Annotated in this window: 11 protein-coding genes; 5 read left to right on the forward strand and 6 right to left on the reverse strand. The window is 62.2% G+C overall.

The genetic code is table 11. The features are described from left to right. The first annotated feature begins 3 nt into the window (after positions 1–3). Positions 4–483, forward strand: a complete 480-nt coding sequence (locus tag AC0AP0_RS03585) for a GreA/GreB family elongation factor (RefSeq protein ID WP_254477392.1) — start codon at positions 4–6, stop codon at positions 481–483. 164 nt (positions 484–647) lie between these two features. Here AC0AP0_RS03585 and trhA read toward each other — a convergent pair whose 3' ends face one another. Continuing rightward, positions 648–1,568, reverse strand: coding sequence for a PAQR family membrane homeostasis protein TrhA (gene trhA / locus AC0AP0_RS03590; protein ID WP_198208450.1), 921 nt, complete (start codon positions 1,566–1,568; stop codon positions 648–650). Positions 1,569–1,736: 168 nt separating this feature from the next. Between trhA and AC0AP0_RS03595 the strand changes: the two genes are divergently transcribed. Next, positions 1,737–3,224 carry a sensor histidine kinase gene (locus tag AC0AP0_RS03595; RefSeq protein ID WP_490429414.1) on the forward strand — a complete coding sequence of 496 codons (1,488 nt, stop codon included), beginning with the start codon at positions 1,737–1,739 and terminating at the stop codon, positions 3,222–3,224. A gap of 111 nt (positions 3,225–3,335) precedes the next feature. Here AC0AP0_RS03595 and AC0AP0_RS03600 read toward each other — a convergent pair whose 3' ends face one another. The 4 genes from AC0AP0_RS03600 to AC0AP0_RS03615 all read right to left on the reverse strand — a co-directional run bounded on the left by AC0AP0_RS03600 (position 3,336) and on the right by AC0AP0_RS03615 (position 8,566). Next, positions 3,336–3,614 (reverse strand): WhiB family transcriptional regulator, encoded by a 279-nt coding sequence (locus AC0AP0_RS03600; RefSeq protein WP_015021978.1) that lies wholly within the window; start codon positions 3,612–3,614, stop codon positions 3,336–3,338. Between the two features lie 77 nt (positions 3,615–3,691). Further along, entirely contained in the window at positions 3,692–5,584 is a 1,893-nt protein-coding gene (locus AC0AP0_RS03605) for an FtsK/SpoIIIE domain-containing protein (protein ID WP_490429415.1), read from the reverse strand. 170 nt (positions 5,585–5,754) lie between these two features. Then, positions 5,755–7,008: an LCP family protein gene (locus AC0AP0_RS03610; RefSeq protein ID WP_445342752.1), complete on the reverse strand. Its 1,254-nt coding sequence runs from the start codon at positions 7,006–7,008 to the stop codon at positions 5,755–5,757. A 73-nt stretch (positions 7,009–7,081) separates the two neighbouring features. Beyond that, a complete protein-coding gene (locus AC0AP0_RS03615) occupies positions 7,082–8,566 on the reverse strand; it encodes an LCP family protein (RefSeq protein WP_490429416.1) in 1,485 nt (494 codons plus the stop codon). A gap of 305 nt (positions 8,567–8,871) precedes the next feature. Between AC0AP0_RS03615 and AC0AP0_RS03620 the strand changes: the two genes are divergently transcribed. The 3 genes from AC0AP0_RS03620 to AC0AP0_RS03630 all read left to right on the forward strand — a co-directional run bounded on the left by AC0AP0_RS03620 (position 8,872) and on the right by AC0AP0_RS03630 (position 13,838). Further along, a complete protein-coding gene (locus AC0AP0_RS03620) occupies positions 8,872–9,129 on the forward strand; it encodes a WhiB family transcriptional regulator (RefSeq protein ID WP_029678496.1) in 258 nt (85 codons plus the stop codon). Between the two features lie 111 nt (positions 9,130–9,240). Next, positions 9,241–12,318: a glycosyltransferase family 2 protein gene (locus AC0AP0_RS03625; protein WP_490429417.1), complete on the forward strand. Its 3,078-nt coding sequence runs from the start codon at positions 9,241–9,243 to the stop codon at positions 12,316–12,318. Then, a complete protein-coding gene (locus tag AC0AP0_RS03630; protein WP_490429418.1) occupies positions 12,315–13,838 on the forward strand; it encodes a DUF5719 family protein in 1,524 nt (507 codons plus the stop codon). Before AC0AP0_RS03625 ends, AC0AP0_RS03630 begins: the two co-directional genes overlap by 4 nt. A 10-nt stretch (positions 13,839–13,848) precedes the next feature. Here the strand turns inward: AC0AP0_RS03630 and AC0AP0_RS03635 are convergent. Next, a partial coding sequence (locus AC0AP0_RS03635; RefSeq protein ID WP_490429419.1) for a metallopeptidase family protein occupies positions 13,849–14,238 on the reverse strand: 390 nt, incomplete at its 5' end.

Below are 14,238 nucleotides of genomic sequence, written 5' to 3' on the forward strand. Positions count from 1 at the left end.
CACATGGCTGAGGAAAAGACGATTCTGCTGACACAGGCCGCTTACGACAAGCTGAAGGAGGAGCTTGACCACCGTCAAGGCGAGTACCGCGACGAGATTACCGAACGCATCGCGGCGGCTCGGGCCGAGGGTGATCTGAGCGAGAACGGCGGCTACCAGGCTGCCCGCGAGGAGCAGGGCAAAAACGAGGGGCGGATCAACGAGCTGATCGTCAAGCTTCGCAACGCCAAGATCCTCAAGGCCCCCAAGGCGGGCACGGTGGGCAACGGCTCCGTGGTGACCCTGACCATGGCCGGCAACGAAATGGTTTATGTGCTGGGCTCCAGGGACCTGACTGTGGCCACCGACTACGACGTCATCAGCCCCGAGTCGCCCATCGGCGCGGCCCTCATGGGCGCCAAGAAGGGTCAGACCGTGACCTACAAGGCTCCCAATGGTAAGGACATCTCGGTCACCGTCAAGGATGCCCAGCCCCTCAAGTAGCGGGACGGTCCCTCATTGTCCCAGTCCGGCCTGAATGAAACCGCTCCTCGCCATGATTGGCGGGGGGCGGCTTCGTCTATGGGTGACTGCTCTATGAATGACCACTTGGTTCGTGAGTCAGGCCGATGGTCTTTGTTGAAAGGGCGGTTCGGCTGGAGAGCCGCTCAGCGTAGGTTGCAGACCACCAGGTAGATGGCCACGATGTGGCAGGCGTATCCGATGACCGTGCCGCAGTGGAAGATCTCATGGAAGCCGAATACCCGGGGCCAGGGGTCCGGCCGACGCAGACCGTAGACAATCGCCCCTAGGATGTAGGCCAGGCCGCCGGCCACGATCAGCCAGACCACCGGCGGACCGGCCATGGGGGAGTCCCAGAAGAGCTTCAGGAAGCCCACCCCCGAGACTCCGAAGACCACGTAGACCAGAGTGTAGAGCCAGCGGGGAGCATCGATCCAGAAGACGTGTACGATCATGGCCACCAAGCTGGCCCCCCACATGCCCAGGATGATGATCCGCCGCCAGAAGGGGTCCAGCGCGAAGGAAATAGGCGTGTAGGTGCCGGCGATAAGCAGGAAGATGTTGACGTGGTCCAAGCGGCGTAGCACGTCTGTGGTACCTGGGGTCCAGTCGCCCAGATGGTAGAGGGCCGAGTTGCCGAAGAGGGCCAGTGAGGCGACCATGAAGACCGCGCAGGCCAGTTTGAGGCCAGTGCCGTGGGCTAGGCAGATCAGGACGATGCCTGCGGCTAGGGCCAAAGGGGCGGCCACAGCGTGGATCCAGCCGCGCAGTAGTGGCTTGGGGCGGCCGTGGACATCCAGGCGGACCTTGCGCTCGATCTCCATGTCGGGGATGCCCTCGATTCGTGAGGCTTTAATCTCGGCCTTGGCCATGATCCGCGCAGCCTTGGCCTTGGCCTTGGCGCGCACTGCGTCAGCCCTGGCCTGCAGATGGGCCTCGTGAGCCACCTCCGCATCCCGGCGCAGATAGGTCAGCTCCTGGCGGCGCTGCTGGCGACGGCGTTCGAGATCGGGATCGACCTCCTGGTCCTCAGGCGGTCTGCCGTCCTCGCTGGTCCTGGTTGCCATGGCCCTCCCTTGGCCCCTTGACTGGTCCGGGCCTGTAGGGTCCGGTAGCTGGGGCGAAACATCCGTGAACCACCCTACCCCAGACCTGTGTATTGGACGTGCATGTCATCATCGCCTTGGGCATGACCCGCCTGTCTGCTTCCGCGGGCCCTTTGTATGATGGAGGGCATGGCTGATTTTTCCGAGATTCTGGCATCCTGCGACGACTGCAATGAGGAGGACCGCGAGTGGCTCCACCACCTGGTGGCCGACTGGCAGGTCATCGCCGATCTAAGCTTTGCCGACTTGCTGCTTCTGCTGCGCACCGGCGACGGGGAGTTCACTGTGGCCGAGCAGTGTCGGCCCTCTACGGTCATGTCTCTGCGCACCGAAGACGTGGTCGGAGAGCATTTCCCCGCCGATCGCCGCGAGGAGCTGGAGGCAGCCATGCAGTCCAAGGGGGTGCTAAGATCCACCAAGTTGCGGACCATCGGCCGCGCCACGGTCTGCGATGTCTATGCCCCTATCCGTCACCAGGGCAAAACCCTGGGCCTGGTGGTCCGCGAGACCAACATGGCCACACGCGAGTCCAACGGCCGTTACGAGAGCGAGAGCATCAACGCGGGCAAAGAACTCTTCGAGATGATCACCCGCGGCGAGTTCCCATACGCGGATTCGGTGCTCAACCAGCGTCACAACGCCAGGGTGGCCGATGGTTTCTTTGTGCTGACGGCAAGTGGCGTAGTGCGTTACGCCTCGCCCAACGCCATCAGCTGCTTCCGTCGGCTGGGCTCAGTGGAGACCATGATTGGCCAATACTTAAGCGAGATCGGCACCTCCCTGCTTAAGGAGAACGATCCCGTTCCCGACTCTCTGCCGTTGGTCTTGTCGGGCAAGGCGGCTGTGGACTCGGAGCTAGATGCCAACGGGTCGGCTGTCTCCATGCGTTCCCTGCCCCTGTATGGCAAGCAAGGCAGGACGGGCGCCATCGTTCTCTGCCGGGACGTGACCGAGCTCCGTCGCCGGGAGAAGGAGCTGCAGACCAAGGATGCCACCATCTCTGAGATTCATCACCGGGTCAAGAACAACCTTCAGGCAGTGTCAGCCCTGCTGCGGCTGCAGGCCAGGCGCACCAAGTCCGACGAGGTCCGCAAGGAGCTAGAGGAGGCCCAGCGCCGCGTCCAGACCATAGCCGTGGTTCACGAGGGCCTCAGCCAAACCGCCGACGAGATTGTGGACTTCGACAAAGTGATTGCCAACCTGCTGAAGATGAGCGTGGACCTGGCTACCACCAGCGACCAGCACATCACCATCTCCTATGTAGGCAAGTTCGGGATGATGCCCGCCCAGGATGCAACACCCCTGTCCCTGGTGCTGACCGAGCTGGTCAACAACGCTGTCGAACACGGCTTTGAGGGCCGTGACGAGGGACATATCACCATATCGGTAGGCCGGGGCGGCAACAACCTCAATGTGGTGGTCGAGGATGACGGCAACGGCTACAGCACCGAGTCGGATCAGGGACAGGCTCGTTCCACCGGGTCTGGGCTGGGCACGCAGATCATCAACACCTTCGTCACCAACGACTTTGGCGGCACGGTCAAGTGGGAGCCTCGTCGGGATGGTGGCACCCGGGTGGTCATCAACATTAAGCTGCGCGTGGCCCAGGACGTGTGATGTCCTGAACCTTGTAGCTCGGAATCCTGTAGTGAAGGGTGTTCTTCAGAAATAGAGAGGGGCGACGGCATCAAGCCGTCGCCCCTCTCTATTTGACGCAATCGGAAAAAGTCAGGACTGCATCTGCATGGCCTGGGACCTGCGCGCACGCATGGCCCGGCGCTTCAGAGCCCTGCGTTCGTCCTCGCTCAGTCCGCCCCAGACGCCGTAATCCTGATTGGTGTCCAGCGCGCACTTCAGACAGGCGTCAATGACCTTGCAGGTCCGGCACACGGCCTTGGCCTCCTCGATCTGCTGATAGGCTGCACCTGTGTTGCCAACGGGGAAGAACAGCTCAGGGTCCTTATCACGGCAAGCAGCCTTGGCGCGCCAATCAAACGCATTACTCATCTACCTAAGCCTCCAAGAAGTTTTTATCGGTGCTTTATCACTACCCTAAGCAAGATAAGCACGATGAGTGACTTTTTTCAAGGGTCCGTTTGTTTTACGGCTAAAGAGAACACCTGTAGCGGAATGGCGAGACCTGCCTCCAGAACCAGACACCGTCCAGGAATGGTGCCGGCTCGGGAGGATAGGGTGGCCAGCTGATCGGCAGGGATGCCAGCTGCCAGATCGGCCCCCCGTTCGCCACAGGGGAACACCAGACGACGACTGAAACGCTCCGGTCTGCGCAGAGCGCTGGTCGTATCCACAGCCAGGACCACGCTGGTTCCCTCCTGCCCCAGAGCCTCCTGCAGCAGCGGGGCCAGAGGATCCCGACTGAGGGGATCCAGCAGATCCTGGGCATCGTCAAGAATCCAGACCAGCCGACGCTTGCTATTCTGACGACTATGAGGCGGTGCTGGCACTGGACCTGCAAAGTCCCTGCTGCTGTAGCCGTGGCCTGTTCGCCGCGTTATGCGCAGATCGAAGCTGGACTCTGGCCGGGCTTCCGGCTTCATCAGGGGTAGCAGGGAACGAGCCAGCAGGGCCAGCAGGTTGCTTTTGCCACGGCCTCGAGTTCCGATCAGGGCCGTATGACCTTTAAGCGGCAGGCGATAGAGGTGGAGCAGGACCCCGTCGTCGATGCGTCCCAGAGGTATCAGGGGCCATCCTGACTGCCAGAGGATCTGTCCGTAGGCTGGATCGTGTTCAGGCAGGGGAGGCGAGAAGAGCGGTGCAGGCGGTCGGCTGCCGCAGAAGAGACTGGCCTTGATGATCTGGTCTATCAGGGCCTGCGGGTCAGCTGCTGGGCAGGTGCGGAAGGCTTGTGGACCCCGTCCCCGCTCCAGAAAGCCCTGACCTGGACAGGCTGGGTCAATTGCCGTGGCGCAGGAGGAGCCCAGCAGCTCCCTGGACTGCAGGGGGTCCCGCACTCGCAGGCAGATGCCCAGGTTCATATTGGCCCGCATCTGAGCGCTGACCTGTCCCATGGTCTGCTGGGTGCAGGCCACCAGATTCATACCCAGAGACCTGCCCTGGGAGGCCAGCGAGGTCAGCCTGTCCAGATAGTCAGGCAGAAGTTGGCGCAGGGCCTGGAACTCGTCAATAACCACCACCAGTCGTGCCGGTGGGTCAGCCATAAGGGCAGTATTCTCCACTCCTGCTCCGGCAACCAGGCGCTGACGTCGCTCCAACTCCCGCTGAAGACCGTTCAGCGCGCGCACGGCCCGGTCCAGATCCAGATTGGTCACGCAGCCCACGGTGTGAGGCAGTCGTGCCAGCAGACCGAACCCGGCACCGCCCTTGAAGTCCAACAGGACCAGATTGAGGTGGTCCGGCGGCTGACTGGCGGCCAAGGCCAGACACCAGGTCTGCAGGAAGACCGATTTGCCTGATCCGGTGGTGCCTGCTACCAGGGCGTGGGGTCCGTCGCTGGGTAGATCGATGACTAGCGGACTGTGATCAGGACGGATACCGATGACTGCCGGGGCTGTAGAACCTGATGCGGCAAGCCAGGTGTGGACGATGCTCTGCCAAAGCTGGCCATGTGCTCCCGAAGCCCCTGATCCCAAGAGCCGGGACTCCAGCTGAGGGCCTGGGTAGGATGCCAACTGGGTCATCTCCTGGCGGATTTGGTCCTCTGTGGTCGTCGATGGGAATGCACGACCCGATGCTGTGTTGTATTCCACTTGCGCTCGGGCCGGTGAAGCGGACGGTGGCTGACGATGCGCTCGCAGCAGGCTTAAAAGCACCATGGCCAGAGTGCCCGTCAGGCTGGGCAGCAAGAAGAGAAGCAGCATCCAACGGCCCTGGGCGACCACGTACCAGATCATGCCCGCCTGTGCCAGAGCCGGAGCCGTCTGTGCAACAAGGGTCAGAAAGACCTGTGTTCTGCCCTTGTTGGCAGGGTGCGGATGGTCATTCTCAGTCTCGTTCAAGGTTTCTGGGCCGACCCTCACCCCTTCGGGGGGTGCAGCTGTGAGCGAAGGGGCTTTAGTCATGCTTTCAGCATGAAAGATCCTGCTGCTGATTGCAAAAGCGAATCTGGCATGTGGTCGAATATGGATGGGCCTGAAAGGACTCGAGAAACGCCTGTCGGATGTTGCTGTCAGATGCCACCTACGGTGCCGGGAGCGTGACTGCCCTGGGCTAGCTGTTCAAACAGGTCAGTGTTGCGGGCCTGGTCTAGCAGCACGGTGGAACCGACGCGCCAGTTTGGGTAGTAGTTGGGGTTTGTCCAATAAAGGCTTCCGGTGATGCCCTTTTCACCACTGGCGCTGCGGAAGGCCAAGAGCATGCGCACCAGGTCTATGGCGTTGGTTCGCTCATCCACGATCAAGGAATCCAAGCCAGCCGAAAGGACCTTGCCAGCTGCGGCGGGATTGAGCAAGATCGAAGGTTGCAGGACCTTGGAGGTGATGGCCGAAATGGTCTGACGCTGCCGCTCTGCCCGCCCGAAGTCACCCTTGGGGTCCGAGTAGCGCATGCGAGTGAAAGCCAAGGCCATGCCGCCATCGGCCTGATGGCAGCCCTTGGACCAGACCATGCCGGATTGTGGGTCATTAACGTCCGCGTCATAGCAGAGGTTAATGCCACCTATGGCATCGACTACCTTGCTGAGACCCCCGAAGCGGATCAGAGCAACATGGTCGACCTTATGGCCCGTGATGTCCTCGATCTGGCTGGTCAGGGAGGGGTAGCCCGATGTGTATGCCACGGCGTTGATCTTCATGTATTTCCCATCCTGTTTGACCAGAGAGTCGCGGGGGACGGAAATCAGGGAAGCAGCTCCTTGCTTGGGCTTGGTCAGCACCAGAATGGTGTCGGTCCGGAAACCGGTGATGCTGGTGTCCTGGCCGGCTCCCGGGGAGCCGTCACGCTGGTCTGACCCCAGCAGCAGCCAGGTGGTGGCCCCTGAACCTGGGGCGTCCGTCAGCATTTGCTCATGAGTGAGCTTGGCATTGATCCAGAACCATCCGCAGCCCGCCAGTACGACCAGGGCAAGCAGGATGACCAGGAGCAGTATGGCTACGAACCTGCGCACTGGATGCCTGCGGGTTAGGGCAGCACCGGACAGCATGCCACGATTGCTTCGGTTGCTGCCATTGCCCCAGCCATTCCCGCTGGGAGCAGCCTGGGCCACTGGCCTGCGTGTGGTCCGTGAGGAGCCGCTGGTGCGTCTGGCTGTTCGGGTCGTGCTGGTCCCTGAGGAGGGCGAGAAAGTGGGAAGCTCCTGCTGCCTGCCGCTGCGTCTAGCCGGGGAGGCAGGAGCGCTAGGGGCGGCTTCAGGACGACGATGCCTGGAGGGCATGAAGCTGGGTGGCTCCTGTTCCTGTCCGCCTTGGTCTGTTCCAGTCTGCATGCCTTCGACCTCCATAGCTTTGACCGACTAGGCAAGCAATAGCATGCCTGAACGACCCAAGTGGGTCTATCGGCTATCTCTGCGCCGGAACCGCACAGACTGTGGCGAACAGGTAGCGATCGGCCATGCCAATGTATTGCCCGGTGTTCGCATCCTTGATGGTCCCGTCGTTCGGATCCACGATTCCACCTGTGCTTGGATCGATCAGAGTCTTGTCGGGCATGGTGATCAGTCCCGTGCGTGGATCCGGCTCAGGCAGAGCGCTGGCGGAGGCAGATGGAGTCTGGGTGGCGGCCCCAGTTACAGAGCTCTTGCTAGGGGTTTGAGTATTGTTCTGCGCCCTTTGGGTGTCTTGGGGCTTCTGCTCGTTGTTCGCTTGAGTGTCTGACGAAGATGTGTCTGATGATGAGGTGCGCGACGAAGATGCTGACTCGGCTTCCTCATTGGCCTGAGTTAGTGGCTTGCCCTGACGCAGCAGGTGCCAGATGGTTTCAGCCTGCTCGGTCCATACCACCCGGTTTCTGTCTTGGGACCATTCCTCGACAGGTATGGTCCGGGCGTAGATGTGCGCGGTGTCTATATGCTTGAGCGAGTTGCCCAGGCCTAGCAATGTCTGGAAGCTGCCCAGGCCTTCGCTCAGCTGTAGGGTCGACATGGATGTGGTGGCAAGGCGGTAGGCCTTGGGCAGGTCGGAATAAATATCAACGGTCTTTGCCTCGTTAACCAGGCTCTTGATCAGGTACTGCTGGCGGGTGGTGCGCATGATGTCCGATCCGTCGGCGCCGGTCCCATGTCGCATGCGGGCGTACTCAGTGGCCTGGGTCCCGTCCAGGTGGTGCAGCCCGCGCTTCAGATTGATGCCGGTGTAGCCGTCCCAGGTGTCCTTAGGGATGCACACATCAACACCGCCCAGGGCGTCGATGATGGATTTGAATCCATTGAAGTCGGCCACCACGAACTGCTGGATGTCAAGGCCGGTCAGGGACCGTACCGCAGCCAGGGAGCAGCTGGCGGCTGAGTTCGCGTCGCCTCCTTGGTTGTAGCCCTCAGCGAAAATGGAGTTGAACATTACGTGGCGTCGGGCTGGGATGGTTTTGCCATTGCTGGTGACGCAGGCCGGCGCATTCACGATGGAGTCCCTGGGGATGGAGACCACGTTCACATAGGAGCGGTTGGCTGCGATCTGGACCACCATGGCCGTGTCAGACTGGTGGTTCTCCTCCAGACCATCCCCGCTGCCGCCCACTTCGGAATTGCCCTTGCCGTCGCGTGTGTCCTGGCCCAGCACCAGAACATTTAGGGTTTTGCCCTTGTAGATGTCTTCCGGGGCCTTGTGCGCTTGGGTCAGGTTGATGGGCTCGAGCACGTGCATATGCCCGTTGATGTCGGTCCAGAAGGCTGCCACCGTTGAGGCAAGGAAGCAAAGAACGAAGGTGAGGGCCAGACAGATGCCCGTACGCAGGGAGTGGCTGCTGCGGAACCCGTCGCTGTGCTGGGGCTTGCCGTTCCTGCCCGCCTTGATGTTGGGCAGACCCATCTTTCTGGTTGGGGACGTCAATGGTTATGCCTTCCTCATCGGCTGTCGCTGTAGGGGTCATTCCGGCGGGAAGAACCGGGATGGCGGTGACGCGTGCTTGAACCAGTCACAGTATAGTCTGACCCCCATCCGCAGCTCCTCTTCGGGCGATACGGCCTCCTCGACGTGTTGCTCAGTTGCGCTTGCAGTCATTTAGGGGTTGACAGAAGACCTCCGTAGCGGCTGTAATAAAAGTGTGTAAACACACTAGGGACTGGGGGGTCGCTATGAGTGGTTTTATAGACACTCGATACAGCAGTACAACTAAAAACAGGCTGACGCCGCTAATGCAATGGTTCGAAGTCAACATCGGACCATCCTGGCGAAGCGAGGCGCTCTGTGCACAGACCGACCCGGAAGCATTCTTCCCAGGCAAGGGAGGCTCCACTCAGGAGGCTAAACGGGTTTGCGCTGACTGCACGGTCCGGAAGCAATGCTTGGACTGGGCGGTCGAACACGACGAGCGCTTTGGCATCTGGGGCGGCATGAGTGAACGGGAGCGCCGCCGTTACAAGAAGAGGATGCGCGCGCAGCGTCAGGTCTGAATCGCCGCAAGTGCCCGAGCGAGGCTCCGGTGACCTGGATTGCGTAGACTGGAACGCATGAGTTTCGTCGCGCCTCAAGCCCAGGATGTTCGGCAGGTCCTCTCTGCAGTCATGAACGAATGTTCACCTGCCGCCAGTCCTCATGTTGAGGATGCTGTGGCGGCGGTGATCACGGTCGAGCATGACCTGACCTATCTACCAGACACCCTGCGTGCCCTCTTGCGACAGAGCCTCTTGCCCAGGATCCTAGTTATTGCGGACTGTTCGGGGGCCACTGTGGAGCCTCTCTATGCGCAGTTCCCGGTAGACGGGTCAGCGCGGGTGGAAGTGCAGGTGGTTCGCGCCCGAGGCGCATCCTCCTTCGGCGATGCCGTGGGCAAGGCGCTTGGCTATGCCCGTTTGCCTGGTCGGATTCGCGCTCTTTGGCTTCTGCACGACGACTGCCGTCCGATGGATAAGCATTGCCTGGACAAGCTGGTGGACACCTGGCACAGCAATCCCACTGCTTGCCTGTTGGGTGCCAAGCAGTATGACTGGCAGGGCGAGGGACTACGGGATGTGGGTCGGTATGCCTATCATCACCGAACGGTGAGCCTGGTAGTGGACAGCGAGCCCGACCAGGAGCAGTATGACGCACGCCAGGATGTCTTTGCGGTGAGTCTGGCTGGTGCCCTGGTGCCCATGCAGACCATGAAGGACCTGGGTGGACCAGGCTCATGGGCGAGCACTTTTGGCCAAGCCGACGACCTTTGCCGCCGCATATGCCTGTCAGGGGGACGTGTGGTAGTGGTGCCCAGCGTCCGGATGGCCCATGCCAGTGCTCGGATGAACGGATTGCGCGACCGAAATGGACGGCCGGTGCAGCCCGACCGTCCCTTGGATGCCTCCATGGGCCCCATAATGGCTCGCGAGCGCTACCTGCTGACCGATTTTGCCCTGCCTTGGTGGCTGCTGGTCTGGCTCTGGCGGGTCCTGGCGGCGCTCTGGTTCATGGCCGTTGACCTTATCAGCAAGCGGCCCTACAGGGCCCTCTGCCGTCTGTGCGCGCCCTGGCGGATCCTCGCCCGTCCTGCAGCCTTGCTGACCATGCGTCGCCGTCTGACTTCCGCCTGCCATGGCGGTCCCCGTCGATTGGACGTTCTTCAGGCCAACGGCCAGCAGATCCGGCAGTGGCGTCAGCGCAGGCAGGCCTTCCACGACCAACAGGAGCATCCCATGCTCAGCCACCTGGCCCTGGCTCATCTGCGCCAGCAGTTCCTGCGTCGCCTGGCCTGGGCTTCAGGGATGACCATAGCGGTCTTAGTGGCCTTGGTGGCCACCCACTGGCCCTTGTGCCGTTCCATCTTCTCGGGAGGGGCTATTCATGCGCCCTTCCTGCCCTCGTCAGGAGCCGACTGGTCCCAATTGCTGGCGGCAGCCACCACCTCTTGGTCATGGGCCGGAGGCGTAGGACAGCCCGCCGTTCCTGCTCCATTCCTTCTGGTCCTTCTGCCATTCGCTCTGCTGACCGGCGGTCATGTGGCCCAGGCCATGGCCCTGATGCTCCTAACGGAGATGGGACTGGCCGCTCTGTCTTTTTGGGCTCTGGCCGGCGTGGTCACCAGGTCCAATCCCATCCGAGTCCTGCTGGGGCTGCTCTGGGCTTGCCTGGCATTCGCCCTGGGCATTGTAGATGGTCTGCAGCTGCCCATGCTGACGGTCATGGCCTTCATGCCTGCCGCCTTTGCCTTCGTTTTCAAGGCCGTGGGGCTGTATCAGACCGAGGCTCCCGTGCACCCCAAGGCTTCGGTGCAGCAGGCGGCTCTGGCCTCCGTCTGCTTCCTTCCGGTCCTAGCAGCCGAACCCCAGCTCATGCTGGCTATAATTCCACTCTTCATCATGGCGATCTGCCTGGTGCCAGCCCATCGGATCATGCTGCTTCTGATGCCCCTGCCTTCGGTGCTGTCCTTGATGCCCACCCTGGTTAACTCCCTGCATCATGCCAATCAGGGGCTTTGGAGGCAGATTTTTGCAGACCTGATGGTTCCTTCGGCAGACCTGACCGGCAAGCCCAGGACCGGGAGCTTGGGGGAACTGCTGGCCCGCCTGCTGGGCATGGATGTTTCGGCCCTGTTGCCTGTCAGGTGGAGGCCTGAACTCTGGCGTCCGGCCACGCTGGCCTGTTGCCTGCTGGCGGTGGCCCTGCTGGCCTTTGTTGCTCTGGTTGTGCCTCGGGTGCTCAGGGCGGCCAGGATTCTTTGGATTACGGTTTTGCTGGGTCTGATCCTGGCGCTGGTCTCGCAGGCAGTCTGCACGGGCCTGGACCAGACCGGTCCGGTGGCCGGTTCGGTCCTGCCCGGCATGATGATGGCCTTGATGGGACTGCTGACTTGTCTGGGTCTCCTGGCTGGCAGGGCCGTCCGTCCCTTCTCACCTCTTGCTCCCGGGCATGATGATAGCGAGGCTGATCGCCCGCCTCTGCCTCCTGCGCAGTCCTCCTCAACCTCCACAGTTGCGGTTGATGGCGACGGACGGGTTTTGAGGCTCTTGTTAGGCTTGGTTCTAGCCCTGGTCACTGTTGGAGTGGCAGTGGTCGGTCTGGCGGCGCCTTTCGGCGGCCCTCTGTCAGCGGATGGCCGTCAGCTTCCGGCTGTGGCGGTGGACTACCTGGACAAGGATCCATCCCATCGGGTGCTGGTGCTGACCTCGCCCTCCCATGGCCGCGTGGCCTACACCGGTCTACACACCACACGAGGAGAGCTGATCGATGCCTCGCCTGCCTTGCGTGCCCAGCGGGTGAACGGCAGGAAGATGGCCGGCGAGGATGTCCTCTCGCATGCGGCGGCGGCCCTAATGGCCAATGCCGACTCCAAGGCCGTAGCCGCAGTGACCGACCTGGGCTTCGGTGGAATCTATGTGCCTGTCGACCGTTCAGGAGCAGCGGGCTTGGGGTCTACACCCAACGACGACCTGGTGTCCAACATCACCGCCAGCGATGGCGCTCAGCAGGTGGTGGCCAACGTCCAGGGAGCCTATTTCCGTTTGAGCTCGCAGTCCGGCAAGGATGTGGGCGTTGACATGACCGGAGTCAGTCAAGTAGAGGCCAGCACTTGGAGGAGGGTCTGGCTGTGGACCCTGGGCCTGGTCCTGCTGGGATACTGCCTGGTGGCTCTGCCGCGTCCGGGCTACTTTGGAGGGGAGCAGCTATGAGTGCACGAAGCAAGGGATCCCTGGTGGCCGCTCTGGTTACGGCGCCCCTAGTGGCGGTCCTGATTGCCACTCTGCTGATCTGGGCGCCTCCGGCCTCACTGGCTGATGGTGCCCAAGGGTCGGCAGTCGTTTCCAACCGGGTCAGCCAGCGGGAGGCGGCGGCCTACTGCCCGGCTCGCATGGCGGTAGCGGACGAGGATAAGGTCGGCGATGACCAGTTCAAGGCATCGGAGGGTGATCTGAGCTCCCGTGTCACGGCCGCCGCCTTCGGATCCATCGGTAGTTCCAGCCTGACCCCAATGGGAGGTGGGCGACGCACCATGGTGACTGATCCCGATCTCTTGGACGGGCAGAAGGTCATGGCCGCTTCGCTCGACCCTGGCGCTTCGGCCACTGCCTTCGATTCCCGGATGCTCAAATCCCAGCCCGGTACGGGGGCTGCCGCCGGCATGGTCTCATGGGCCACCAAGGGGGATCTTAGAGGGATTCAGGCGCTGGCCTGCCCCCGGGCCGTCATGAATGCGGACTTCCTGCTGCCCGCCACCAGCAGGGGGACTACCCAGCGGCTAGTGGCCTACAATCCGTCATCCAAAGCCACGGTAATCAGTCTTGAGGTCCAGGGTTCGCACTCCTCTGGCCACTTGTCTCTGGAGACCGGCAAGACCATGACCGTGGCGCCTGGCAGCCATGCAGCATACGACCTGTCTGCTGCGGCCCCTGGCCAGCAGGCTATTTACGTCCGGGCTCGCAGCTCCCAGGCCCCGGTGGCTATGTCGGTCTCCGTTAATGTCATGTCTGGGCTTGATCCACGCGGATCGGATCAGGTGGCCGCCTTGCGGGCTCCCGGCCGTGATCTGGTCATTGCCGGCCTGCGAGGTGCAGACCAGGCCACTCTGCTTCTACAGGGCTCCCATGCCACGGCGGTAGACCTGTCCTGGGTGGATGAAGGCGGTCAGCAATCCTTGCGGCGGGTGGAGCTGCAAGGCTCTCAGGCCACGGCGGTGAACCTGGGTGGTGTGCCTGATGGCAAGCTGGCCCTGCAGGTGCATGCCGACCGGCCTGTCCGCGCTGTCCTGCAGGTGACCGGCCAGAGCAGCCAGGACCAGTCGCAGTCCGATCTGGCTCTGATTCCTGCGGGAACTGCTGCCGCCTCTTCGGCCCTTACCATATCCCAGCCCGCCCAGGCTGCGCTGACCCTGGTCAACCCATCGGCGGATCCGATTAAGGCCGAACTGGTTGGATTCGACGAGAAGGGCAACAAGCTGGGGGAGCGCTCGCTGACTATTGAGGCAGGTCAAGCCAATGAGCTTTCGACTCACGATTTGGGCGACCATGTGGCCGCCGTGCGGCTGAATGAGGACTCTGGGCATGGCTCTTCCCGACTGGTTTGGAACGCTCGCTTGAGCGTGGACGCAGTCAACCAGGCTGGCCTGGCTGGTCTGGCGGTCATGGCTCCTGACGGGCTCATGCCCACCACCACTGTGATTCGCTCCGGCCCCGACTCCACCGTCCTGCCCTGAGATCCGGACTTCAGCGTCCCCACATGGGGTCGATTTCCTCGGGGTCGCGCCCGTAGAGGTCAGCCAGTTGGAGGACAAGCTCGTCGCGGATGATCAGCTCCAGCTCCGTGCGGTCTCGGGTCTTGCTCTGGATGGGCATTCGGTAGAGAACGATCCTGGCAGGGATGCCGCGGCCTGCCGGAAAACTGCGTGAGAAGAAGTCCGACCTGTCCTCCCAGGGGGTGGGGTCGGAGGGTGGCACATCCTCGACCGCGAATTGGACGGGCTTGACTAGTTGTGGCCAGCCTGCGCCAAGCCGGCGAATCTGGGCTGCGGTCAGATCATCGAAGATCCCGCATCTGGTGCGATAGCGGGGCAGGCGGGTGCCGAAGGTGGGCCGACGAATCCCCCGGCCATGACT

The organism is Bifidobacterium sp. POST2/T3 (B1) (assembly GCF_058197115.1).

Excerpts from the sequence above, each read along its gene's own strand:
- AC0AP0_RS03595 (WP_490429414.1), top strand. The coding sequence starts at position 1,737 with ATGGCTGATTTTTCCGAGATTCTGGCATCCTGCGACGACTGCAATGAG.
- trhA (WP_198208450.1), bottom strand. The coding sequence starts at position 1,568 with ATGGCAACCAGGACCAGCGAGGACGGCAGACCGCCTGAGGACCAGGAG.
- AC0AP0_RS03610 (WP_445342752.1), bottom strand. The coding sequence starts at position 7,008 with ATGCAGACTGGAACAGACCAAGGCGGACAGGAACAGGAGCCACCCAGC.
- AC0AP0_RS03620 (WP_029678496.1), top strand. The coding sequence starts at position 8,872 with ATGCAATGGTTCGAAGTCAACATCGGACCATCCTGGCGAAGCGAGGCG.
- AC0AP0_RS03625 (WP_490429417.1), top strand. The coding sequence starts at position 9,241 with ATGAACGAATGTTCACCTGCCGCCAGTCCTCATGTTGAGGATGCTGTG.
- AC0AP0_RS03600 (WP_015021978.1), bottom strand. The coding sequence starts at position 3,614 with ATGAGTAATGCGTTTGATTGGCGCGCCAAGGCTGCTTGCCGTGATAAG.
- AC0AP0_RS03630 (WP_490429418.1), top strand. The coding sequence starts at position 12,315 with ATGAGTGCACGAAGCAAGGGATCCCTGGTGGCCGCTCTGGTTACGGCG.
- AC0AP0_RS03585 (WP_254477392.1), top strand. The coding sequence starts at position 4 with ATGGCTGAGGAAAAGACGATTCTGCTGACACAGGCCGCTTACGACAAG.